Here is a 21,933-nt window from a genome sequence, read left to right as displayed (position 1 = left end):
TGGGTTCAGGAGAGCGGCGAGCAGAGATCCGCTCTTGTCGGATTGCGGACGGTGTTCCGGCCCGCAAAAGCCGCTAAAGCCCCAGCCCGCGGGCGATCAGCATGCGCTGGACCTCGGACGTTCCCTCGCCGACCTCGAGGATCTTGGCGTCCCGGTACATCCGGCCGACGGCCGACTCGTTCATGAAGCCGTAGCCGCCGTGCACCTGGGTCGCCCAGCGGCTGTTCTCCATGGCCGCGTTGCTGGCGTTGAGCTTGGCGATCGCCGCGTAGCGCTTGAAGTCCTGACCGGCCAGCATGCGCGAGGCCGCGTCGTAGTAGCCGAGCCGGGCCGTGTGGGCGCGCATCTCCATGTCGGCGATCATGAACTGGACCGCCTGGTAGTTGCCGATCGGCTGACCGAACGCCTCACGCTGGCCGGCGTAGCGCACCGACTCGTCGACACAGCCCTGGGCCAGGCCGACCGACAGTGCGGCGATCGCGATCCGGCCCTCGTCGAGGATGCGCAGGAACTGGGCGAACCCACGGCCGCGCTCGCCGAGCAGGTTGGCCGCCGGGACGCGTACGTCATCGAAGGAAAGCTCGTGGGTGTCGGACGCGCACCAGCCGACCTTGGAGTAGCCCGGAGCGACGGTGAAGCCCGGAGTTCCGGACGGCACGATGATCGTGGACAGTTCCTTGGACCCGTCCGGGTTGACGCCGGTGACCGCCATGACGGTGACCAGGCAGGTGATGTCGGTGCCGGAGTTGGTGATGAACGCCTTGCTGCCGTTGATCACCCACTCGTCGGTCGCTTCGTCGTAGACCGCGCGCGTCTTCGTGCCCGCCGCGTCCGACCCCGTGCCCGGCTCGGTGAGCCCGAACGCGGCCAGCGCCTCGCCCGAGGTCAGCCGGGGCAGCCACTGCTCCTTCTGCTCGGGCGTGCCGTAGCGGTGGATCGGCATCGCACCGAGCGAGACCGCGGCCTCGAGCGTGACCGCCACCGAACTGTCCACTCGGGCCAGCTCTTCGAGCGCGATGCACAACGCGAAGTAGTCGCCGCCCATGCCGCCCGACTCCTCGGGGAACGGCAGGCCGAACAGACCCATCTTGCCCATCTGACGGACTACGTCGTACGGGAAAGTCTTGTTCTCGTAGTGCTCGGCGATCACCGGCGCCACCTGCTCACGGGCGAAATCCCGGACGGTGACGCGCAGCGCCTCCTGCTCCTCGTCGAGCCGGAAGTCGACCATGGTGTGCTCCTGTCAGACGGGCGTGACGCCGTGCCGGCGCCGGGCGAAGAAACGGTTCTTGCCGCGGGCGGCGCGGTAGCGGCGGATGAGCTCGCCGCGCAGATCGGCCGGCTCGACCACGGTGTCCACGACCAGCTCGCTGGCCAGCCGCATGATGTCGATGTCCTGCTCGTACTCGGCGCGACGCTGGGCGACGAAGGCGGCTCGCTCCTCGTCGTCGGCGATGGCGGCGATCTTGTTGGCGTAGACGGCGTTCACCGCCGCCTCGGCCCCCATCACCGCGATCTTGGCGGTGGGCAGGGCGATCGTGGCCTCGGGCTCGAAACTGGGACCCGCCATGGCGTAGAGACCGGCCCCGTACGCCTTCCGCACCACCACACAGATCTTGGGCACCGTGGCCTCGGAGATGGCGGTGATCATCTTGGCGCCGTGCCGGATGATGCCCTGCTTCTCGACGGCCGAACCGACCATGAAACCGGGCACGTCGCACAGGAACAGCAGCGGGACGTTGAACGCGTCGCAGAGCTGGGTGAAGCGCGACGCCTTGTCGGCCGAATCGGGGAAGAGCACGCCGCCCTTGAACATCGAGTTGTTGCCGATGACGCCGATCACCTCGCCGTCGAGCCGGGCGAACCCGATCGTGAGCTCCTTGGCCCACAGCGCCTGGATCTCGAAGAACGAACCCTCGTCGACCAGGCCCTTGATGTATCGCCGCATGTCGAAGGCCTGGCGCTCGCTGGCCGGCACGAGCGCACCGAGATCGGCCCCGGAGGAATCCCTCGCCTCGGCCGACGGCGGGCTCTGCTCCCAGTTCGACGGCAGATAGGACAGATATGCCCGTACGGTGTCGAGCGCGTCCTGCTCCGTCTTGCAGAGGAAGTGGCCGACGCCGGACTCGGCGCAGTGCACCCGGGCGCCACCCATCGCCTCGAGCGTCGTCTTCTCACCGGTGACCATCTCGACCATGCGGTCGGACCCGAGATACATGCTCGCGTTGCCCTCGACCATGGCGACGATGTCGCAGAAGGCCGGAATGTACGCCCCACCGGCCGCCGACGGGCCGAACAGCGCGCACGCCTGCGGGATCGCGCCGGACGCCTTGACCTGGGTGTGGAAGATCTTGCCGGCGCCACGGCGGCCGGGGAACAGGTCGACCTGGTCGGTGATCCGCGCGCCGGCCGAGTCGACCAGATAGATCATCGGTACGCCGTACTGCACGGCCCGCTCGATGATGCGGATGATCTTTTCCACCGTACGCGCGCCCCAGGACCCCGCCTTGACCGTCGAGTCGTTCGCCATCAGGCAGACCTCGCGGCCGTCGACCCGGGCGATTCCGGTGATCACCCCGTCGGCCGGCAGTCCATCGGCCAGGCTGTTGGCATACAGCCCGTCTTCGACGAAGGAGCCCTCGTCGACCAGCAGCGCGATCCGCTCGCGGGCGAAGAGCTTGCCCTTCGCGGCGTTGGCGGAGTGGTAGCGCTCGGCGCCGCCGGCCAGGACCCGCTTGCGGACCTGTGCGAGCGCCTCGTCCTGGGTCACGAGCCCTCCTGAACGGTCGTTAAAGCTTAACGAGCGTTAGGGTAGCCCACCCGGGGGTGACACGGCAACGACGGACGGGAGCCTCCGCCGGCTGCGGAGACTCCCGTCCGCTTCACTGCTTCCGGTGCCGTGGAGGGGCACCGGTTCCTACCCGACGCCTCGTGGCGTCGGTCGGGTCGCACCCGGGACCGGCGCGACCCGGCCTATCGCTGTCCCCCCGTGATTTCCCCCGTGGGAAAGCGCGTGTCAGCGAAGGGTGTTGAGCAGGCCCAGGCTGCCGACGCCGCCGACCGAGTCGGTCAGGCTCGTGATCGGGGTCGACTCGGTGTCGTCGCCCATGTCGTCGTCCATGGCCTTGTCACGGCCACCCTTCTTGGTGCTGTCCGACCCGGTGGCGTCGTCCTGGACGTCGCCGTAACCCTTGTTGTCGGTCGGGTCCTCGGCGGTGTCGTCCTGGACGTCGCCGTAGCCCTTGTTGTCGTCCTTGACGCCGCCGTCGCCCTTGTAGTCATCGTCGTCGTCGTTCACGCCACCGTTGTCACCGTGGTGGTGACCCGGACGCCCGTGACCGTGGTCCCGGTCGCGGTCCCAGTTGTCGCCGCCGAAGCCGAAGTCGTCGTCACCGTTGGCGCACGCCGCCTGCGAGTGGGCCGCGCCGAGGATGCCCAGCGAGTTGCCGCAGACGTTGATCGGCACGTTGATCGGCACGGCGATCTGGGTGCCGTTCAGGATGCCGTTGTTGGCGCCGGTCGCCTGCGTGAAGTCGTCCCCACGGGTCGACTCGTTGCGGGAGATCGCCCGGCTGCTCGCGCTGCCCAGGATGGCGGCCGAGTTGCCCGACAGGTTGATCGGCAGGCTGATCGGCGCGTAGAGCTGGGTGCCGTTCAGGATGCCGTTGTTGACACCGGTCGCCTGGACGGCGCCACGGCCACCGCGGTGACCGTTGGTGGCCTGGACGCTCTCGCGCTGGCCGTGCCGGTGACCGCGGCCGAAGTGGCCGCCGCCCCGGGTGTCGTTCGAGCAGATGGCCTGCGAGTAGGCGCCGCCGAGGATGGCGAGCGAGTTGCCGCAGACGTTGACCGGAACGTCGATCGGCGCGTAGATCTGGGTGCCGTTCGCGATGCCGTTGTTGAAGCCGGTGTACTGGGTGTCGCCCCAGCCGCCGCGCTTGCCCTCGGTCGTCCGGGTGCTCTCGGTGCGGTTGACGCCGACACCGGTCGCGCTGGCGCCACCGAGCACGGCCGCGGCGTTGCCGACCACGTTCACCGGAACGCTGACCGGCAGGTAGGCCTGGGTGCCGTTCGCGATGCCGTTGTTGGCCCCGGTCAGCTGCGCGTCGCCGCGGCGGCCGCTCTCGGTCCGGTTGACGCCGATGCCCCGGGCGTCGGCGACACCGAGGATCCCCAGCGAGTTGCCGACGACGTTGATCGGAACGCTGACCGGGACGGCGATCTGGGTGCCGTTGAGGATGCCGTTGTTGGCACCGGTGATCTGCTTGCTGTCGGCCTGCGCGGCAGCCGGGGCGAACAGCAGGGCGCCGGCGGCCAGGACACCGACGCTCAGAGTCTTGCGAACCCAAGTCTTCATGAGAAAAGAAATGCCTTTCAATAATGTTTCGGCAGTGGTGTGACTTATTCAGTTAGCGAGATTGCATTCGGGCGCAGCGGTGCCCTGGCTCGTTTTGCTTTCTGCCCTGACTCCGCTTGTCGACGTGCGCCCGTCAGGCGCTTCGGTGCGGTGCGTGTGATTCAGGCGTGTGCGATTCGCCGCTTGTTCGCAAGCGGGTGGGGAATCGAGCCGGAACGCGGACACCGAAGGTGGTGCCGGCCGGTTCACCGGCGGTCGGGCGGACCGCCGGACGCCATCACTCAGTCAGGTGAGACGGTCGGTGCCTCGGCGTCGTAACGCCGGACCTCGACATCGGACACGATCGCCGGCCGATGGCGAGCCATCGTGCTGTTCGCGATCGCAGCCGGCAGGAAGGCCGCGGAGCCACCTTCCGTCGGAGTCCCCGACCCGCTGGTCGGGGTGCCGCTGACGTCCCCGAGGTGCAGCCGCAGAGGAGCGGCCGGTCCATCACCACCGGGTGTGCTGTCCTCCTGCGCCGTCTCCGGCACCGCGTTCACCGCGTGAGCGGTGCGGTGGTGCCGGTGGGCGGACGACGCGGAGGTGACCTTGCCGTGCCGGACCGGTACGGCGGCCGGATGGCCGACGACCGGGGTGGGCCGGACCCGGTCGATCGTGGTGCTCGGCTCGGCCGGTTGCTCGCTCGGTTCCTCGGCCGTCTCTTCCGCGATCTGCGGTGACTCGGCGACCGGGGGCCGCTCGTCGTCCACAGGCCGCGTGTCGCCGGAGGGTTCCGGGAGCTCGGCGTTGTCGAGCCGCTGGTCGGGCGCCGGTTCGCCGTCGAGGCGAAGGGGAGCGGCGACCTCCCCCAGGATCTCGTCGACACCCGTGAAGGCGTCCACAGTGGTCCTGGACGAGCCGTGCGTGACCCGGTCGACCGCCGCCGGACGGGTGAGAACCCGCCCGGGCACGTCGAGGATGTCGGTCACGGCCCGGAGTTCATGAGTCTGGTGTTCGTGGTGTGCCGGCCGGGAGTTCTCCAACGGCTGAACGGCCGTCTGCAGGAGACCCGTGACCGGCGAGGTGACGTCGGCGCCCAGCACGGAACCGAGCAACGAGCCGTCCGGCCCGTCGGCCCGGTCCGCAGCGTGGGCCGCGGCGCCGGTGAGCAGCCAGGCCGCACCGGCCAGGCCGCCGATGACGAGCACACGCAGGCCCCACCGACTGGTGGTGTGCCGCGCGCGGTTCCCCGATCGCCGCTCCGCCCCCTGGATGTGAGGCGGCAAGGGCGTGGAGTCGCCGGCGGGCGAGACCGACGGCAACGGGAACGCCGCGCGCGACAAACGCCCGACCCCCAGTTCCGCCATGATCCGCCCCTCGTCGTGTCGACCGAACCGATGGCCGTTCCGTCAGTACCGCTTCATCCGAAGCGAACTGGCGATATCGGCCACTCGGTATTGGTAACGAAACGAGGGGGACCGGGTCACGCGGACAAAAAGGAAAAATGATCGCGGGTCGGTGGGGAAGAAATCACACCAATCTCGTACGCGGTCCGGCGCGAAGAACACCCGACGGGAGCGTACGCCCGAGCAGCTTCTCGGCCGTCTCGGCGGTGCTGATCAGGCGATCGAGGTCGATTCCGGTGTCGATGCCCATGTCGTGCAGCATGTGGACGACCTCTTCGGTGGCCACGTTGCCCGAGGCGCCGGGGGCGTACGGGCAACCGCCGATCCCGCCGACACTGGCGTCGAACTCGGTGATCCCCAGGTCGAGGGCGGTCAGGATGTTGGCCAGCCCCGTGCCCCTGGTGTTGTGAAAGTGCAGCAGGTCGGGGCGTACGGCGGAAAGAAGGTCTTTGACCCTGCGCGGAGTCGCCATGCCGGTGGTGTCTCCGAAGGCGATGCGGTCGGCTCCGTCGGCACGGACCCGGGCCACGATGCCGGCCACCCGATCGGGGTCGATGTCACCCTCGAACGGACAGCCGAAGCTGGTCGCCACGATCACCTCGACGGTCGCCCCGGCCTGGTGGATCAGCGGGATGAGCGAGGCGATGTCGTCCAGCGACTCCGCGGTCGAGCGGTTCAGGTTGCGGCGGTTGTGAGTGTCCGAAGCGGACACCACGACCTCGATCTCACGGAAGCCGGCGGCCAGCGCACGCTGGGCCCCACGCGTGTTCGGGATCAGCGCCGAATAGCGGATGTCGGGATGGCGGGTGACCCGGGCCCACACCTCGTCGGCGTCGGCCATCTGCGGGATCGCCCGCGGGTGCACGAACGAGACGGCCTCGATGCGCCGGACGCCGGTCCGGCTCAGCGCGTCGATCAGCTGCACCTTGGCGTCGGTGGGGATCGGCTCCTCGTTCTGCAGGCCGTCGCGGGGCGCCACCTCGCGGATGCTGACCGACGTCATGAGCGCATCCGCCCGACGATGCCGGTGTCGTAGTCGCCGGTGAGGAACTCGTCGTTGTCGAGCAGCTCGGCGAAGAACGGCAGGTTGTTCTTGGGGCCGGCGATCTGGAAGCCGATGACCGCGGCGCGAGCCCGGGCGATCGCCGTGTCGCGGTCATCGGCGAAGACGATCAGCTTGGCCATCAGGGAGTCGTAGGACATGCCGACCGTGGTGCCCTCGGCATAGCCGGAGTCGACCCGGACGCCCTCGCCGGTGGGCTCGACCCAGGTGGTGACCTTTCCCGGACCGGGCAGGAAGCGTTTCGGGTCTTCCGCGTTGATCCGGAGCTCGATCGCGTGTCCGGTTGTGGTGGTCGCGATCGTCGCCGGCTCGCCCGCGGCGATGAGCAGCTGCTGCTCGACCAGGTCGATGCCGTGGATCAGTTCGGTGATCGGGTGCTCGACCTGCAGGCGGGTGTTCATCTCGAGGAAGAAGAAGTCGCCGGTGGCCGGGTCGAGCAGGCACTCGACGGTGCCGGCGTTGCGATAGCCGACCGCCTCGCCGGCCTTGACCGCGGCGGCCAGGAACCGTTCGCGCAGCGCGGGACCGACGGCCGGGCTCGGGGCCTCTTCGACCAGCTTCTGATTGCGGCGCTGCACCGAGCACTCGCGCTCGGAGAGGGCGATCACCCGGCCGTCGGCCAGGCCGAGGATCTGCACCTCGACATGCCGCACGCGGGGGAAGTAGCGCTCGAGCAACACGTCGCCGCTGCCGAACATCCGCTCGGCGAACGCGCGTACCTTTTCCACCTCGGTGCGTAGCGCGGCCTCGTCGTTCGCGACGGCCATGCCCATGCCGCCGCCGCCCGCGGCCGCCTTGACCATGATCGGGTAACCGATGCCGGCCGCGGCCGCGATCGCCTGGTCGACGTCGCCGACCGGCTGCTGGGTGCCGGGCGCGACCGGAACGCCGGCCGCGGCCATCAAATTGCGGGCGTTGATCTTGTCGCCCATCGCCTCGATCGCCTCGGGGCTGGGGCCGACCCAGATCAGATCGTTCTCCTCGACCCGGCGGGCGAAGGCGGCGTTTTCGCTCAGGAAGCCGTAGCCGGGATGGATGGCCTGGGCCCCGGTGGATTTGGCGGCGGCCAGAATCGCCTCGACGTTCCGATAACTCTGGGCCGGGTTGGCCGGTCCCACGCAGACTGCCTCGTCGGCCTCGAGCACGAACGGCATGTCCGCGTCGGGCTCGGAGTGGATCGCGATGGTCCGGATGCCGAGCCGCCGGGCGGTGCGGATGATCCGGCGGGCGATCTCGCCCCGGTTGGCGATGAGCAGCGAGTCGATCATCGTTGACCTTCTCTTCTCTTTGACGGCCCTTGTGGGGCCTTTTCTTACCGCCCGGTCAGGGCGTGCATCGTGGCCTCGCGCAGGAGGGCGGCCCGGCGGCGGCGGTCGACCTCGCCGCCGAGGAAGGGAGTCGAGTTCATCAGGCCGAACGCCGAGTGGGCGAGCACCCGCGCCTCGGGGGCGTCGAGCTCGGGCCGCAGCATGGCCAGCACGCTGACCCACTCCTCGACATAGAGGCGCTGGAGGCGGCGGATCTGGCGGCGCGGCTCTTCGGGCAGACGGTCGAGTTCGTGCAGGTGCAGGGCGATCACGGCCGGGTTGGCCAGCGCGAACTCGACGTGGAAGTCGATCAGGTCGGCCAGCGCGGCGCTCGCGTCGTCGGGGTTCTGGCTCACCCGGGCCTCACCGCCGTGCAGCAGGCTCTCACTCACCGGGATCAGCGCGGCGACCAGCATCGCCTCTTTACCGGCGAAGTGGTGATAGAGCGCCGGACCGGTCACCCCGGCTGCGGAGCCGATGTCGTCCATCGAGACACCGTGATAGCCACGGGCCGCGAACAGGCCCACCGCGATCTCGAGGATCTCGTCGCGGCGGGACCGTCGCCGGGGCGCGGGCGGTCCCTGGCGCTGCTGCTGATCAACCGTTGTCACGAGGTCACTTTAACCCTCTGTCAAGCCTTCGCCTTAACGGGCGTTCAGGATGTGGAACTCGTCGCTTCTTCGTGCAGCCGCTCGGCCATCTCACGGGTCGGTGCATCGGGCGCCATGCGCTCGAGCAACGCCGCCAGCAGCGCCTCGGCCTCGCTCGTCTGCCCCGATCGCAGCAGGGCTTCACCCAGCATGCCCTCGATGCGCTCGGCCTGGTCGGTCGCGCCGATCGCGGCCAGCTTTTCCGGAGCGCCCCGCAGATGCGGCACCGCCTCGGCGAACCGGCCGCGGGACATCAGGAGATTACCGGCCTCGTACGCCGTCAGGTTGCGCTGGAAGATCGCGTTGGGTTCGGCCGCGAGCTCGCCGGGCAGCGCGTCGAACTTCGCCGCGATCTCCGCGATCACCTCTTCGCCGCGCTCGGGGCGATCGGCGTAGTGCAGGGCGCCGACCGACCGCCGCAGGACGCGCAGCTCGCCGATCAGGTCGCCCGACTCCCGCAGGGCCGAGGCGGCGGCCAGGAACGTCTCGGCCGCCTCGGCGTCCCGGTCGATGTCGTAGAGCAGGCCGGCCGCGTCCTCGGCGATCTGACCGCGACCGGCCGGGTTGCCGGCCAGCCGCTCGATGAGGGTGCGATAGAGCGTGAGGGCGCCGTCCGGGTCACCGATCTGCTGATAGAGCCCGGCCAGCTGATACCGCTCGTTGTCCGTCGCGTCGTCGTCGCCGAGCTTTTCGAAGAGCGCGAGCGCCTCCTCGGCCACCTCGGCCGCCTCCACCGGCCGTCCGGCCAGGCGGTAGGCGTTGGCCAGGTCGTGGCGGGCGTGCGCGCCGCCCTCGTCGAATCCGGTCTCGGTGCACAGGGCGACCGCCTCGACCAGGTCGACGATCGCCTCGTCGGGGCGGTTCAGGCGCAGCAGCGCGTGCCCCCGGCCACCCCGGGCCGCCAGCACCTTCTCGTGGTCGCCGGCCGCGATGACGGCACTGAACGCCTCGACCTGCTCGGCCGGGTCGTCGACGGCGTGGCCATAGATCGTGGCGGCGTCGGCCCGGCGCCCGGCCGGACCGTGCTCGCGATAGAACTCCCACGCCGCACGCGCGGCCGCGACCGATTCCTCGTGCCGGTCGGCCCGCATCAACACCTGGGCGCGGAGCATCGCGTTCATGGCCACCATGCGCGGGTCACCGCTGGCCGCGGCGTGTTCGTCGCTGCGGGCGATGGCCGCGATCGCCTCGTCGAGCTCGTCCTTCATCAGGTGCACGATGGACAGACGGGCCCACGCGTAGGACCGCTCGTAGGCGCCGCCGTGCTGCTCCTGATAGGTGATGTCGGCTCGGATCGGCTCCTCGTCGAGCTCGTCGCCGCCATAGGCATGGTCGAGCGCGATGCGGGCCCGCACGGCGCTGACCTCACCGGTCGCGCCGGCTTGCTCGAACAGCTCGAGGGCCCGCACCCAGTGCTCGCCGCCGCCCTCCTGATTGCCGAGCAGCAGCTCGCGGCGGGCCCGGAGCAGCGGCTCGCCCTCGCCGAGCTCCGGGAAACGGGCATCGAGCGCCGACAGGGTGGCGGCCAGGGCAGCGTTGCGGTCGTCGCGCCAGTGCTGCTGGGCCAGGTCGAGCAGCTCGGCCGGTCCGGCCTCGGCCGGAATCTCGGGTTCGGGCTCGGCCGGGACCGGGATCTCGACGACCGGGGTCGCCCGGCGCGCGCTGGGCGACAGCGAGAGCACCACGTCGTAGGGCTCGGCGGCCAGGGTGCCGGCGATCGAGCGGCTCTGGTGGTCGGTGCCGTTGCGCTCGTCGAACCGCCGGGCCAGCCGGGTCGCCCGGTCGCTCAGCTCGGCGGCCAGCGCGGTCGCGGAGAGATCGTCGTGGTCGCGCCGGTGGACGACCGTGTCGCCGTGGCCGAGCTCGGTGAGCCGGCGCAGCAGCATGGCCGCCTGGGCCGAGAAATACATGTCGGCGCCGGGCGAGGGCGCCTTGTCGAGCCAGTCGATGTGCCGCTGGAGCATCTCGAGCCCGCGGTGCTCGTTCCCCGTACGCGCGCAGAACTCGATGTGCGTGCCGAGGTTGGACAGGTCGGCCAGGTTGCCCCGCTCGAGCCGGTAGGACCGGCGGTGCGCGTCGGCCGCGTCGTCGCCCCGGCCCGTGTGCAGGTAGGCCTGCATCAGCTCGTGCAGGATGCCCTGTGGCTGCTCACTGCAGGTCAGATCGCCCGCCAGCACCGGCTCGGCGGTCTCGATCACCTCGGCGTAGCGGTGGCGGCGGTTGTAATAGCGGGCCACCGACGACGGGTCGCAGCCGATGCAGTCGGAGAGGTCGTCGCGCGGGGCGGCCTGCCAGCGCGCGAACCACTCGTCGGCCTCGGGGGCTCCGATGTGGTTGGCCACCAGATAGCGGTGCTTGTAGACGGCCTGGAGGCTGTGCCCGTCTTCCCGGTAGCGCCGCTCCATGTCGTCGAGCACCGCGTACGTCCGGTCGAGGGGGATCTCGGGGAAGTCGGTCATCGAGTTGACCATGGTCTTGAAGTGCCACAGCAGGGTGTGCTTGCCGCGGGCGTGGTAGTCGCTCGGGTTGCGGTCGAAGTCGCTCAGCGACCAGGCGAACGTGACGAACGCCTTGGCCGGCTCGCCGCCGTAGGTGTAGGCGTTGGTGGCCAGCAGACGGATCGTGAAGGCCAGCCGCGGGTCGCCGACCGTGTCGGCGTGCCGCATCACCTCTTCGACCATGGCGATCTGGGCCGCGCCGTGCGGCATCGTGCGGGCCTGCTCGAGCAGGTCCCACAGCTCGTCGGCGGTCTTCATCGGTTGTCCTCCCCCGGGACGGCCCGGTCCAGCAGGCCCATGAACGAGCTGGTCAGCAACGCGGCGTCGGCCGGGCGGATCGGATGCTGCCCGAGCATCAGGGCCTGGCCGTAGAGCGACTCGACGGCCAGACCGGCGAGCTCGGGGTCGCCGAGCGCGGTGATGCGGCGGACGAGGGCGTTGCGGTGGTTGAGCACGAGCTGGGGCCGGTCGACCGTGGTGACCCGGGACAGCGCGTCGAGCACGCCGCCCCACAGGTCGTCGGCGGCGTCGCGGCTCTCGGTGAACTGCTCGTTGAAGGCGGCGGCCCGGCTGACCAGATAGAGCGCGGGAACGTTGGCCGGGTCGAAGCCGCGCACCACCACCTCGCAGCCGAGCCGGTCGAGGCGGCGCTGGGCGGCGGTCAGGAACGGGCGCAGGCGCAGCTCGGTCTCGGTGTCGACGGCCGAGAACCGGGCCGCGACGTCGGACGGCTCGAGCCGCTCGACCCGGACGTCGGGATCCACTGTGGCCAGACGCTCGACGATGTCGGAGCTGTAGACGATGCCGCCGTTGATCACGCCGAGATCCTGGGCCGCGGCGATCGACGCGAGCTGGCGGAACTCGTCGTTACCGGCGGCGTAACGCAGCACGCCGTGGCGCTCGCGGAACTCGGCCAGCGTGACGTAACCCATGTTCGTCTCGAGCGGCACCCACTGCTCGACCAGGCGCAGCATCTCGTCGTCGTGCAGGGCCAGCGCCTTGACGCCGAGGGCGTGGATGGACAGGAACTCGCCCAGCCGGCGCGGGTCGGTGGTGGCCAGCCGCACCAGCCAGCCGCGCAACTGGTCGGCGATGGCCTCGCGGGTGTCGGCGAGCAGGCTGTCGTCGTAGAGCGCCTCGCGGCTCGCGGTCGGGCGCAGCTCGGTGCTGTCGACCACGCACCGGGCGAAGAACGCCCACTCGGGCAGCAGGCCCTCGACGCTCTCGGCCAGCAGCATGCGCTTGAGATAGACGCGATGACCACCACGGGCGGCCGGGTTGACCGGGGTCGGCAGGACGAACGCGGCGCCGGTCAGGCCGGCCTCGGGCACGTCGAGCGGCACCGTGTCGAGCGGGCGGAAACCGAAGACCTCTTGCGCGTACGCCCGCAGATCGCCCCCGGCCCAGGGCAGCTCGCCGGTCGTGACCGTCGCGCCGTCGACCTCGACCCGCACCGGCAGCAACGAACCGTAGAGCGTGGCCAGCTCACGAACCGTCGCACCGGTGAGCAGGTGCTCGGAGCCGCGACGCGGGAGCAGGGTCACCGTCGTCCCCGGCTCGCGTTCGTCGCCGGGGCGCACGTCGTAGCGGCCGTCGGAGTAACCCGTCCACAGCACCGGCTCGGCGCCGGCCCGCCGGGTGTGCACGCGGATCTCGTCGGCCACCAGGAAGCAGGACAGCAGCCCGATGCCGAACTGGCCGAGGAACTCGTGGCGGGCGAAGCCCAGCTCGTCGCGTTTCGAGCTGCGGCCGATGGTGGCCAGCAACTCGTGCACCTGCGCCTCGGTCAGGCCGACGCCGTTGTCGGTGACGCGCAGCGCGTCGTCACCGGTGGTGATCGACACCAGGCCGGGCGTGCCGGCCGCGGTGATCGCGTCGACCGAGTTTTGCAGCAGCTCGCGGACATAGACGCGCGGGCTCGCGTAGAGGTGATGGCTGAGGAGATCGACGATGCCGCGGAGATCGACCTGGAACGTGTTGCTCACGGCGGAGAAGGTACCGCGAACGGCTGACAAAAACGGGGCGGTTCTGCGGGCCGCCCCGTTCTGTCCGTCAGCTCAGGCCGCCCGGCTCCGAACCGGTGGCGATCGGGGCACGCACCAGATTGCCCCACTCGGTCCACGAACCGTCGTAGTTGCGGACCTGCGGATATCCCAGCAGATGACGCAGCACGAACCAGGTGTGGCTGGAGCGTTCGCCGATCCGGCAGTAGGCGATGATGTCGTCGCCCGACTCCAGGCCCAGCTCGTCGCGATAGATCTTGGTGAGCTCGTCGGCCGGCTTGAAGCTGCCGTCTTCGTTGGCCGCCGACTTCCACGGCTTGCTCAGCGCACCCGGGATGTGCCCGCCACGCAGAGCGCCCTCCTGCGGGTACGCCTCCATGTGCGTGAGCTCGCCGGTGTATTCCTGCGGCGAGCGCACGTCGACCAGCGGGCGTCCACTGCTGATGTGCCCCATGACCTGGTCACGGAAGGCACGGATCTCGGCATCGTTGCGTACGGGAACCGGGTATTCGGCCGTCGGTCGCTCGGTGCGGTCGCGGGTCAGGTCACGCCCCTCGGCCGCCCACTTCTGCCGGCCGCCGTCGAGCAGACGCACGTCACGGTGGCCGAAAAGGCTGAAGACCCAGAGGGCGTACGCCGCCCACCAGTTGAAGTTGTCGCCGTAGAACACGATGGTGTCGTCGCGGCCGATGCCCTTGGCCTCACACAGCGCGGCGAAGGCGGCCGGATCGAGATAGTCGCGGGTGACCTGGTCGTTGAGCTCGAGGTGCCAGTCGACCTTGACCGCGCCCGGGATGTGCCCGGTGTCGTAGAGCAGCACGTCCTCGTCCGACTCGACGACCACGAGGCCGTCGGTGCCGAGGTTCGCGGCCAGCCACTCGGTGGTGACGAGTTTGTCGGGATGCGCGTACGCCTGGAGCGCAGGCGATGGATCGTTCGCAACAGACATGCCGACCACGCTAGTCCCTACTTGATGGGTGTCAGCGCCGGACGCTTCGGCATGATCGACTCGCCGGACGAGTGGCCGCGCAGATGGCGGCCCACCCAGGGGGCCAGATGCTCGCGGGCCCACCGCAGGTCGGCGCCGCGGGCCAGCAGCCACGGGGTCGGTTCGGGGGTGGGCGGCACCAGCATCCAGTCCTCGTCGACGCCGACGCCGAGCGCGCTGAGCACATGCCCGGCCGTCCGGCGGTGACCGGCGGGCGAAAGGTGCAGGCGGTCCGGCGCCCACATGTGCGGGTGGTGGAAGGCCTCGTCGGCGAACAGGTCGACCAGGTGCGCGCCGTAGCGCTCGGCCAGCATGCTCGCGCCGTCGTTGAGCACGGCGGCCCGACGGCCGAGGATGGCGGGCAGGTTGACGGTGACGTCGGCGAACCGGAACATGATGACCTCGGCGCCCGTCTCGCGCAGCCGCCGCACCACGCCGTCGAGCTCCTGCACGAGGGCGTGCGGATCGACCCGTACGCGAAGAGCGTCGTTGCCACCGGCCGCGATGCTCACCAGGTCGGGGTGCATGGCCAGAGTCGGCTCGAGCTGCTCGTCGACGATCTCGTGCATCACCTTGCCGCGGATCGCCAGGTTGGCGTAGCCGAAGTCGGGTCCCGAGTCGACCGCCAACCGCGCCGCCACCAGGTCGGCCCATCCCCGGAAACTCCCGTCCGGGTACGCGTCGTTCAGCCCCTCGGTGAAGCTGTCCCCCATAGCAACGAAGCTTCGGTAAGCCATCGCCGCCCCCTTAACGTGCCTTTAATTTTTCCCGTGGGGAACACATTTCCACTCGATCAAGCCCCTGGGTAGCGTGACGATGGCGACACCCCGTTAAGGGAATGCATTCGTGGGGTCACGTTCCCTACGCTTGCGCCCATGCTGCTGCGAATGTCCACCTTGCTCCTGAAGACCCTGCGGGAGGAGCCGGCGGACGCGGAGGTGCCGAGTCATCGGCTGCTGCTGCGCGCCGGTTTCATCCGTCGCGCCGCTCCGGGTGGCTACACCTGGCTCCCGCTCGGCAAGCTCGTGCTCGACCGGGTCACCGCGATCCTGCGCGACGAGATGGGCGCGGTCGGCGGCCAAGAGGTCGCGTTCCCGGCGCTGCTGCCGCGCGAGCCGTACGACGTCAGCCACCGCTGGACCGACTACGGCGACGACATCTTCACGCTGCAGGACAGGCGCGGCAACGACTACCTGCTCGCGCCCACCCACGAAGAGATGTTCACCCTGCTGGTGCAGGACATGACCAGCTCCTACCGCGACTTCCCGCTGCTGCTGTTCCAGATCCAGACGAAGTACCGCGACGAGGCCCGGCCCCGCGGTGGCCTGTTGCGCGGGCGCGAGTTCCTGATGAAGGACGCCTATTCGTTCTCGTTGTCCTCCGACGACCTCGCTGCCGTCTATGCGGAGATGCGCGCGGCCTACCAGCGATCGTTCGCGCGGCTCGGCCTCGACCACACGATCGTTTCGGCCGTGTCGGGCGCGATGGGCGGTTCCGCGTCCGAAGAGTTCCTGGCCACGTCGGAAGTGGGCGAGGACACCTTTGTCGGCTGCACGTCGTGTTCCTATGCGGCGAACACCGAGGCGGTTGTCACGCCGACCCCGCCTTTTGTCGATGCGTCCATCTCTCTGATGGAGGTGCACGACACCCCGGAGACCCCGACCATCGCCTCGCTGGTCGAGCTGGCCAACGACCGGGCTCTCGGCGGTCGCACCGACTGGACGGCGGCCGACACCCTCAAAAACGTGGTGGTCACCGTCCACACCCCCGGCGCCGACGACGAGGTGCTGGTCATCGGCCTGCCTGGCGACCGCGAGGTCGACCTCAAGCGGCTCGACGCCGCGCTCGCCCCGGCCACGGCCACGATGTTCGACGACTTCGCCGCGCGGCCCGACCTGGTCAAGGGCTACATCGGTCCGCAGGGCCTCAAGGCGCGCTACCTGGCCGACCCGCGGGTGGCGCCCGGCACGGCCTGGCTGACCGGCGCCAACGAGCCCGGCCGGCACGCGATCAACGTGGTGGCCGGTCGCGACTTCACGCCCGAGGGGACGATCGAGGCCGCCCTGGTGCTGGCCGGTGACCCGTGCCCGGCCTGCGGCAGCGGGTCGCTGACCATGCGGCGGGGCATCGAGATCGGCCACATCTTCCAGTTGGGCCGGCGCTACACCGATGCCTTCAAGGTCGACGTGCTCGGCGTGGACGGCAAACCGGTGCGGCCGACCATGGGGTCGTACGGGATCGGGGTGTCCCGGGCCGTGGCGGCGATCGCCGAGCAGCATCACGACGAGCGCGGGCTGCTCTGGCCGGACGAGGTGGCCCCGGCCGACGTGCACATCGTCGCGGCCGGCAAGGACGGTCAGGTCGCGGCCGCCCTGAAGCTCGGCCAGGAGCTGGTCGACGCCGGCCTGCGGGTGCTGGTCGACGACCGCACGAACGTCTCGGCCGGGGTGAAATTCACCGACGCCGAACTGATCGGGATCGGCCGGTCCGTCGTGGTCGGCCGCCGGCTCGCCGAGGGGTTCGTCGAATTTCGCGATCGCCGCACAGGCGAACGAAACGACGTGGCCGTCACGGACATACCACGTGTAATCGCTACTTCACTCGGGTAACTGCTGTCCCAACGGGAGGTGTGTGCGGATGTCCAGAGCGCCGGTCGGCGAGGTGATGACCCGGCAGGTGGTCTACCTGCCGGAGGCCACGATGCTGGACGAGGCGGCGCAGGTGATGCGTGACCGCGGCATCGGAGACGTGGTGGTGACCCGCGGCCCGACGATGATCGGCGTGATCACCGACCGCGACATCGTGGTGCGGGCCATCGCCGAGAATCTGCCGCCCCGGACCACGTCGCTCGGCGACATCACCGCCCACGAGCTGCTCATGGTGGAGCAGTCGGCGACGGTCGACGAGGCCGTGCACGCCATGCGCGAGCGGGGCGTCCGGCGGTTGCTGGTGTGCGACGCCGACCGCAAGGTGGTCGGCATCCTGAGCCTGAGCGACGTGGCACTGCTCCCGGCCTGACCTTTGCTGATCGCGTTAGGGTCGATGCCGTGACCGACATGCCCCCGAAGCTGGCCGAGATCGTCGACGAGTTCGCCTCGGCGCCGCGTGAGGTGGTGCTCGAGATGCTGCTCGAGTTCGCCGACGCGATGCCGCCGCTGCCGGCCGGACTGGCCGGGCACGACGGCATGGAGCAGGTGCCCGAGTGCCAGACGCAGTTCTTCCTCAAGGCGACCGTCCGGCCCGACGACACCGTCGAGGTGTTCTTCGACTGCCCGCCCGAGGCGCCGACCACGCGGGCGTTCGCCGGCATCCTGGCCGAGGGTCTCGAGGGCGCGACGACGGCCGAGATCCTGGCCGTGCCGGACGATCTCTACGCCAAGATGGGCCTGTCTCAGGCGATCAGCCCGCTGCGGATCCGCGGCGGCACGGCGATCCTGGCCCGGCTCAAACGCCAGGTCTCGGCCCAGCTCGGCTGACGCGATGGACGTCCAGTTCTGGTCCGACGTCGTCTGCCCGTGGTGCTACCTCGGCAAGCACCGCCTCTACCGGGCCCTCGCCGAGTTCGGCGGGGCGGTCACCGTGACCTTCCGGGCCTATCAGCTCGACCCGGCGCCGGTGCCGCGCGGCCTGCCCTTGATCGACGCCATGGCGGCCACCGACGGCGGCCACGAGCGGGCCGCCGAGATGCTCGCGCACGTGGCCTCGGTCGGCGCCGGTGACGGCCTGCCCTTCGCCTTCGACCGGGCGATCGCGGCCAACACGTTCGACAGCCACCGCCTGATCGCCTGGGCCGCCGGTCAGGGCCGTCAGGCCGACATGCTCGAGGCGCTGCAGCGGGCGTATTTCACCGGCGGCCTCGATCTCGGATCCCGGCCGGTGCTGGCCATGGTCGCGGGCTCGATCGGGCTGGACGAGCCCACCGCGGCCGCCTATCTCGAATCGGGTGCCGGTCGCGAGGCGGTGTACGCCGACCTGGTCGCGGCCCGCGAACTCGACATCACCAGCGTGCCGTTCCTGATGATCGACGGCCGGTTCGCCATCCAGGGCGCACAGGAACCGGCCACGCTGATCGAGGCCCTCCGCGAGATCGCCCGCCGGGAGGACGTCGACGCCGGTCGATGACGTTCCACGTGAAACGGTATCGACCTCAGCCGATCAGCTTGGCCAGGTCCTCGATCACCTCGGCCCCGGGCAGCGCACCCAGGGCCGGTCCGGCGATGGCGATCTTGCTGTGCCGCACGCCGGAGCCCACGATCACGTGCGGGGTGGCCGCGACCCGGGCGTCGACCAGGATCGGCCAGTCGACCGGCAGGCCGATCGGGGTGATGCCGCCGTACTCCATGCCGGTCAGCCGCACGGCGTCGTCCATCGGGGCGAAGCTGCACTTGCGGACGTCCAGGCGCTTGCGCACCACGCCGTTCACGTCGGCGCGCGTCGTGGCCAGGATGATGCAGGCGGCGTACTTGACCACCTCGCCCCGCTTGCCGGCCACGATCACGCAGTTCGCCGACACGTCGAGGCCCACGTCGTACGCGTCGCAGAAGGCCGCGGTGTCGGCCAGCCCCGCATCGATCGGGGCCACCAGCACCTGGTCGGCGTCGATCGGCGCGTCCTCGGGCCAGACCGTCAGCGCCTTGGCCACCGGGGCGGCCAGCAGGTCGGGGCGGGACTGGGCGGGCTCGAGCTTCAGGGTTCCCATCACGCTCGCCATCCTCGCTCACCACGCGCCGTCCAGGTAGCCCCCACCGGAGCTAACGAACTCGTAACACGGCCCGGCTCAGAAACGGTTTTCCGCTGCCGACCGCCATGGTGTGAAGGAGCGTCGTGGAGGGCGGGTCGGAACCGTCAGTGGGCTGGCCCTGCTGGCCGGCGGTACAGCGCTGGCCGCCTCGGTCGGGGGCGATCACCAGTCGCTGTCGGCGAGCCTGCTGCTGGGCGGGCTGACCCTCGGCCTCGGCCACTCCCTCGTCGACGAGATCAAGCGTCAGGCCCGCCGGGAGACGGCCGGGTGGTCGCGTTCCGACACCACCAACGCGGTGCTGCTCGCCGTGTGGGCCGAGTCTTCGCTGCTGGCCAGCATCCTGCTGTTCCACGCGACGGCCACGCTGGCGGTCGGCCTCGCACTGGCTCTGGCCTACGCCTTGGCCTGCGGCTACTTCGTGACCGAGCGGCGGCGAGTCATCGCGGCCGCCTCCGCGGTTCAGCCCGCAGCGGTCACGGCCGGCAGCACGACGATCATCGGCGGCACCGGCACCCCGCCGTTCGTCTCGGTCGGCAGCTCCGGCGCCGGCAACCAGTCGAGCCCGAGCAACTCCGGCCCGATCCCGTCGTCGATGCCGATGCGCGGCTCGCCGTCGGCCACGGTCACCGCGAACACCGAGGTCATCCCCGAGGGGTAGGGCATCTCGAGGACGTGCCGGGCCTCGCCGACCACCAGGCCCGTCTCTTCGAACACCTCGCGGCGCAACGCCTCTTCGGCGGTCTCCCCCGGTTCGAGACCGCCGCCCGGCAGTGTCCACCACTCACCGCCACCGGATCGCCGACTACGCTCGTGCACCATCAGCACGCGGCCGTCCCGGACGATCACGGCAGCGGCCCGTTTTCGTTCGCTCACGGAACGCAGGCTAACCGGAGCCACGCCCGTTCCGCATGACAACTTCGAAGGGTGTGGATAACGTCCACATTCGTTCCCATGTAACGGATCTCTCACTGACCGATGAGGACAGACCGATTCGGATCAGACCGCGTAATCACTGCGCGTAGGCGACATGTCACTCGACCCGTCACGGTGGCCCTTCACGGCGAGCACCTGATTGACGCCGATGCGCGCCTGCTCGAACGCGAGCGCGGACGCCGCCATGTAGAGGCGCCACACCCGGGCCCGGCCGGGACTGGTCAGGCGTACGGCCGTGGACCACTCCGCCTCGAGGTTGGCGACCCAGGCGCGCAGCGTCCGGCCGTAGTGCTCGCGCAGGGCGTGGACGTCGCGTACCTCGAAGCCGGCCTGCTCGAGAATCGTGACCGTGGTGCCGACCGGGGCGAGTTCGCCGTCCGGGAAGACGTACGCGTCGATGAAGCTGCGCGGCTGGTGCGGCTGCTTCGGGGCCAGGTGCAGGCGCGAGATCTGATGGTTGAGCAGCCGCCCGCCCGGCTTGAGCTGGGCGTACAGGATGGCCGCGTATTCGGCGTACGGCTCGGCGCCGACGTGCTCGGCCATGCCCACGCTGGCGATCGCGTCGTACGGGCCGTCGTCGAGGTCGCGATAGTCCTCGACCCGGATCTCGACCTGGCCCGCCAGGCCCGCCTCGGCGACCTGCTTGCGGGCGTAATCGGCCTGCTCGGTCGAGAGGGTGATCCCCACGACCTGCACGCCATATTCGCGGGCGGCATGGATGGCCAGGCTGCCCCAGCCGCAGCCGACGTCGAGCAGCCGCTGACCCGGGCGCAGGCCCAGCTTGCGGCAGATCAGGTCGAGCTTGTCGTGCTGCGCCTGCTCGAGGTCACCGGCGTCGGACGTCCAGTAAGCGCACGAATAGACCATGCTCGGCCCGAGCACGAGACGGTAGAAGTCGTTGCCGACGTCGTAGTGGTGGCTGATCGCCTGCCGGTCGCGGCGCTGGCTGTGCCGGGTGCCGGTGACGACCATCTCTTCCGGCGGGGGCTTGGGCTGGGTGCCGAGCACGCCGAGGCGTACGAGATCGGCGGCCACCGACCGGATCGGCACGTCCTTGAGGTCGGGTGAGCGCCAGATCAGCGCGGCGAGGCGGGTGAGCGCGTCGTAGAGATCACCTTCGACGTCGATCTCGCCGGCGACATAGGCCCGGGCCAGTCCCAGTTCGTTGGGCTGCCACATCAGGCGGCGCAGGGCGCGGCGGTTTCGGATCATCAGCAGCGGGGCGTCGGCGGGGCCGGTGGTCGAGCCGTCCCAGGCTCGCAGGCGTACCGGCAACGGTGCCTGGAGCATGGCTTCGAGCAGGCCCTGGAGCTTGGTCGCGGTGGTGACATGGGGGATCGTGGTGGTCATCGGGTACCTCCGAGGGCGGTGCATCGCGCAAGGCGAATCACGATCCACTATCCGCCCGCGGCGGCGATTTACATAAGTCCCTTTTCTATTTTTGTGATCGAGGACTCACACTGCGCGCATGACCCTCTCGAGGCGCGCCACCCGCAGAGGTCGTGCCTGGTCACGGCGGCTTTCGGAGAGCGCGTCGAGGACGGCCCGACGCTCCCTTTCGGACAGTACGCCGGCAAACGGTGACGCCGAACGCAGCCGCACCGCGTACTGAGCCGGGGAGGTCAGCGCGTCGAGCACCGCGGCCGGCTCACCGGCCAGCAGCACCTCCCAGCGCTCGAGCCATTCCCACTCGGGGCCGCCCGGGTGCAGCCGCCGCAGCCTGCGGACGTTGGCCTCGGCGATCGACAGCACGAGATCCGGCTGGGCCGCGAGCCGGGCGGCGATCGCCTGGTGCAGCCACAACTGTTCGAGCTCGGTGCGGGTCAGCACGGGGTGGATCAGCGCCTCGACGTCGGCCCGGCGCACTCGCCGGTGTGTGCCGATGCTGACGTACGGCAGCAGCCCGCGCGCGCAGAGGTCCAGCACCCGGCGCCGCGAGAACCTCAACAGGATCGCGGCCTCACCGATGGTGAGCAGATCGGTCGTGCGCATCGTCACACGTGGATGT

General features: G+C 70.1%; 19 protein-coding genes. 4 read left to right on the top strand and 15 right to left on the bottom strand.

Annotated features, from left to right (window positions below):
• Positions 1 to 73: 73 nt before the first annotated feature.
• The 11 genes from KOI35_RS41470 to KOI35_RS41420 form a co-directional block, all read right to left on the bottom strand.
• Positions 74 to 1,231 (bottom strand): acyl-CoA dehydrogenase family protein, encoded by a 1,158-nt coding sequence (locus KOI35_RS41470; protein WP_215795231.1) that lies wholly within the window; start codon positions 1,229 to 1,231, stop codon positions 74 to 76.
• A gap of 12 nt (positions 1,232 to 1,243) precedes the next feature.
• Positions 1,244 to 2,770: an acyl-CoA carboxylase subunit beta gene (locus tag KOI35_RS41465; RefSeq protein ID WP_215795230.1), complete on the bottom strand. Its 1,527-nt coding sequence runs from the start codon at positions 2,768 to 2,770 to the stop codon at positions 1,244 to 1,246.
• A 246-nt stretch (positions 2,771 to 3,016) separates the two neighbouring features.
• On the bottom strand, positions 3,017 to 4,357 hold the full coding sequence (locus tag KOI35_RS41460) for a chaplin family protein (RefSeq protein WP_215795229.1): 1,341 nt from the start codon (positions 4,355 to 4,357) through the stop codon (positions 3,017 to 3,019).
• Between the two features lie 281 nt (positions 4,358 to 4,638).
• Positions 4,639 to 5,703: a hypothetical protein gene (locus KOI35_RS41455; protein ID WP_215795228.1), complete on the bottom strand. Its 1,065-nt coding sequence runs from the start codon at positions 5,701 to 5,703 to the stop codon at positions 4,639 to 4,641.
• A gap of 163 nt (positions 5,704 to 5,866) precedes the next feature.
• Positions 5,867 to 6,745, bottom strand: coding sequence for a hydroxymethylglutaryl-CoA lyase (locus KOI35_RS41450; RefSeq protein WP_215795227.1), 879 nt, complete (start codon positions 6,743 to 6,745; stop codon positions 5,867 to 5,869).
• Positions 6,742 to 8,073, bottom strand: coding sequence for an acetyl-CoA carboxylase biotin carboxylase subunit (locus KOI35_RS41445; protein WP_215795226.1), 1,332 nt, complete (start codon positions 8,071 to 8,073; stop codon positions 6,742 to 6,744). The genes KOI35_RS41450 and KOI35_RS41445 overlap by 4 nt, the downstream gene beginning before the upstream one ends.
• 44 nt (positions 8,074 to 8,117) lie before the next feature.
• Entirely contained in the window at positions 8,118 to 8,723 is a 606-nt protein-coding gene (locus KOI35_RS41440) for a TetR/AcrR family transcriptional regulator (protein ID WP_215795225.1), read from the bottom strand.
• Between the two features lie 44 nt (positions 8,724 to 8,767).
• Positions 8,768 to 11,518, bottom strand: a complete 2,751-nt coding sequence (locus tag KOI35_RS41435; protein WP_215795224.1) for a tetratricopeptide repeat protein — start codon at positions 11,516 to 11,518, stop codon at positions 8,768 to 8,770.
• On the bottom strand, positions 11,515 to 13,245 hold the full coding sequence (locus KOI35_RS41430; protein WP_215795223.1) for an HSP90 family protein: 1,731 nt from the start codon (positions 13,243 to 13,245) through the stop codon (positions 11,515 to 11,517). The genes KOI35_RS41435 and KOI35_RS41430 overlap by 4 nt, the downstream gene beginning before the upstream one ends.
• Positions 13,246 to 13,312: 67 nt before the next feature.
• Entirely contained in the window at positions 13,313 to 14,212 is a 900-nt protein-coding gene (locus tag KOI35_RS41425; protein ID WP_215795222.1) for a sulfurtransferase, read from the bottom strand.
• Positions 14,213 to 14,229: 17 nt separating this feature from the next.
• Positions 14,230 to 14,988: an SGNH/GDSL hydrolase family protein gene (locus KOI35_RS41420; RefSeq protein ID WP_215795221.1), complete on the bottom strand. Its 759-nt coding sequence runs from the start codon at positions 14,986 to 14,988 to the stop codon at positions 14,230 to 14,232.
• Positions 14,989 to 15,126: 138 nt separating this feature from the next.
• Between KOI35_RS41420 and KOI35_RS41415 the strand changes: the two genes are divergently transcribed.
• Genes KOI35_RS41415 through KOI35_RS41400 form a run of 4 tightly spaced genes read left to right on the top strand, consistent with a single transcriptional unit; the run spans position 15,127 to position 18,373 of the window.
• On the top strand, positions 15,127 to 16,860 hold the full coding sequence (locus KOI35_RS41415; protein ID WP_215795220.1) for a proline--tRNA ligase: 1,734 nt from the start codon (positions 15,127 to 15,129) through the stop codon (positions 16,858 to 16,860).
• A gap of 28 nt (positions 16,861 to 16,888) precedes the next feature.
• Positions 16,889 to 17,269, top strand: a complete 381-nt coding sequence (locus KOI35_RS41410; RefSeq protein ID WP_215795219.1) for a CBS domain-containing protein — start codon at positions 16,889 to 16,891, stop codon at positions 17,267 to 17,269.
• A 29-nt stretch (positions 17,270 to 17,298) separates the two neighbouring features.
• Positions 17,299 to 17,727: a SufE family protein gene (locus KOI35_RS41405; RefSeq protein ID WP_215795218.1), complete on the top strand. Its 429-nt coding sequence runs from the start codon at positions 17,299 to 17,301 to the stop codon at positions 17,725 to 17,727.
• 4 nt (positions 17,728 to 17,731) lie between these two features.
• Positions 17,732 to 18,373 (top strand): DsbA family oxidoreductase, encoded by a 642-nt coding sequence (locus KOI35_RS41400; RefSeq protein WP_215795217.1) that lies wholly within the window; start codon positions 17,732 to 17,734, stop codon positions 18,371 to 18,373.
• A 25-nt stretch (positions 18,374 to 18,398) separates the two neighbouring features.
• On the opposite strand, the gene KOI35_RS41395 is transcribed toward KOI35_RS41400, so the two are convergent.
• From KOI35_RS41395 to KOI35_RS41380, 4 genes are all read right to left on the bottom strand, one after another.
• Complete coding sequence (locus tag KOI35_RS41395) at positions 18,399 to 18,950, bottom strand: YbaK/EbsC family protein (protein WP_215795343.1); 552 nt, start codon at positions 18,948 to 18,950, stop codon at positions 18,399 to 18,401.
• A 501-nt stretch (positions 18,951 to 19,451) separates the two neighbouring features.
• The gene (locus tag KOI35_RS41390) at positions 19,452 to 19,811 is read right to left on the bottom strand and encodes an NUDIX domain-containing protein (protein WP_246614650.1); all 360 of its coding nucleotides are present in this window, start codon (positions 19,809 to 19,811) and stop codon (positions 19,452 to 19,454) included.
• A gap of 177 nt (positions 19,812 to 19,988) precedes the next feature.
• Positions 19,989 to 21,275, bottom strand: a complete 1,287-nt coding sequence (locus tag KOI35_RS41385) for a class I SAM-dependent methyltransferase (protein WP_215795215.1) — start codon at positions 21,273 to 21,275, stop codon at positions 19,989 to 19,991.
• 105 nt (positions 21,276 to 21,380) lie between these two features.
• The gene (locus KOI35_RS41380; RefSeq protein ID WP_215795342.1) at positions 21,381 to 21,917 is read right to left on the bottom strand and encodes a helix-turn-helix domain-containing protein; all 537 of its coding nucleotides are present in this window, start codon (positions 21,915 to 21,917) and stop codon (positions 21,381 to 21,383) included.
• Positions 21,918 to 21,933 lie beyond the last annotated feature (16 nt).

This window comes from Paractinoplanes bogorensis, from assembly GCF_018829635.1.
In the GTDB taxonomy this organism is placed as follows: domain Bacteria; phylum Actinomycetota; class Actinomycetes; order Mycobacteriales; family Micromonosporaceae; genus Actinoplanes; species Actinoplanes bogorensis.
This window is presented reverse-complemented; position numbering and strand designations above follow the sequence as displayed.

Coding starts and splice junctions, on each gene's coding strand:
- KOI35_RS41470 (WP_215795231.1), bottom strand. CDS start 1,231: ATGGTCGACTTCCGGCTCGACGAGGAGCAGGAGGCGCTGCGCGTCACC.
- KOI35_RS41460 (WP_215795229.1), bottom strand. CDS start 4,357: ATGAAGACTTGGGTTCGCAAGACTCTGAGCGTCGGTGTCCTGGCCGCC.
- KOI35_RS41455 (WP_215795228.1), bottom strand. CDS start 5,703: ATGGCGGAACTGGGGGTCGGGCGTTTGTCGCGCGCGGCGTTCCCGTTG.
- KOI35_RS41450 (WP_215795227.1), bottom strand. CDS start 6,745: ATGACGTCGGTCAGCATCCGCGAGGTGGCGCCCCGCGACGGCCTGCAG.
- KOI35_RS41445 (WP_215795226.1), bottom strand. CDS start 8,073: ATGATCGACTCGCTGCTCATCGCCAACCGGGGCGAGATCGCCCGCCGG.
- KOI35_RS41435 (WP_215795224.1), bottom strand. CDS start 11,518: ATGAAGACCGCCGACGAGCTGTGGGACCTGCTCGAGCAGGCCCGCACG.
- KOI35_RS41425 (WP_215795222.1), bottom strand. CDS start 14,212: ATGTCTGTTGCGAACGATCCATCGCCTGCGCTCCAGGCGTACGCGCAT.
- KOI35_RS41420 (WP_215795221.1), bottom strand. CDS start 14,988: ATGGCTTACCGAAGCTTCGTTGCTATGGGGGACAGCTTCACCGAGGGG.
- KOI35_RS41415 (WP_215795220.1), top strand. CDS start 15,127: ATGCTGCTGCGAATGTCCACCTTGCTCCTGAAGACCCTGCGGGAGGAG.
- KOI35_RS41410 (WP_215795219.1), top strand. CDS start 16,889: ATGTCCAGAGCGCCGGTCGGCGAGGTGATGACCCGGCAGGTGGTCTAC.
- KOI35_RS41400 (WP_215795217.1), top strand. CDS start 17,732: ATGGACGTCCAGTTCTGGTCCGACGTCGTCTGCCCGTGGTGCTACCTC.
- KOI35_RS41395 (WP_215795343.1), bottom strand. CDS start 18,950: ATGGGAACCCTGAAGCTCGAGCCCGCCCAGTCCCGCCCCGACCTGCTG.
- KOI35_RS41390 (WP_246614650.1), bottom strand. CDS start 19,811: ATGGTGCACGAGCGTAGTCGGCGATCCGGTGGCGGTGAGTGGTGGACA.
- KOI35_RS41385 (WP_215795215.1), bottom strand. CDS start 21,275: ATGACCACCACGATCCCCCATGTCACCACCGCGACCAAGCTCCAGGGC.
- KOI35_RS41380 (WP_215795342.1), bottom strand. CDS start 21,917: ATGCGCACGACCGATCTGCTCACCATCGGTGAGGCCGCGATCCTGTTG.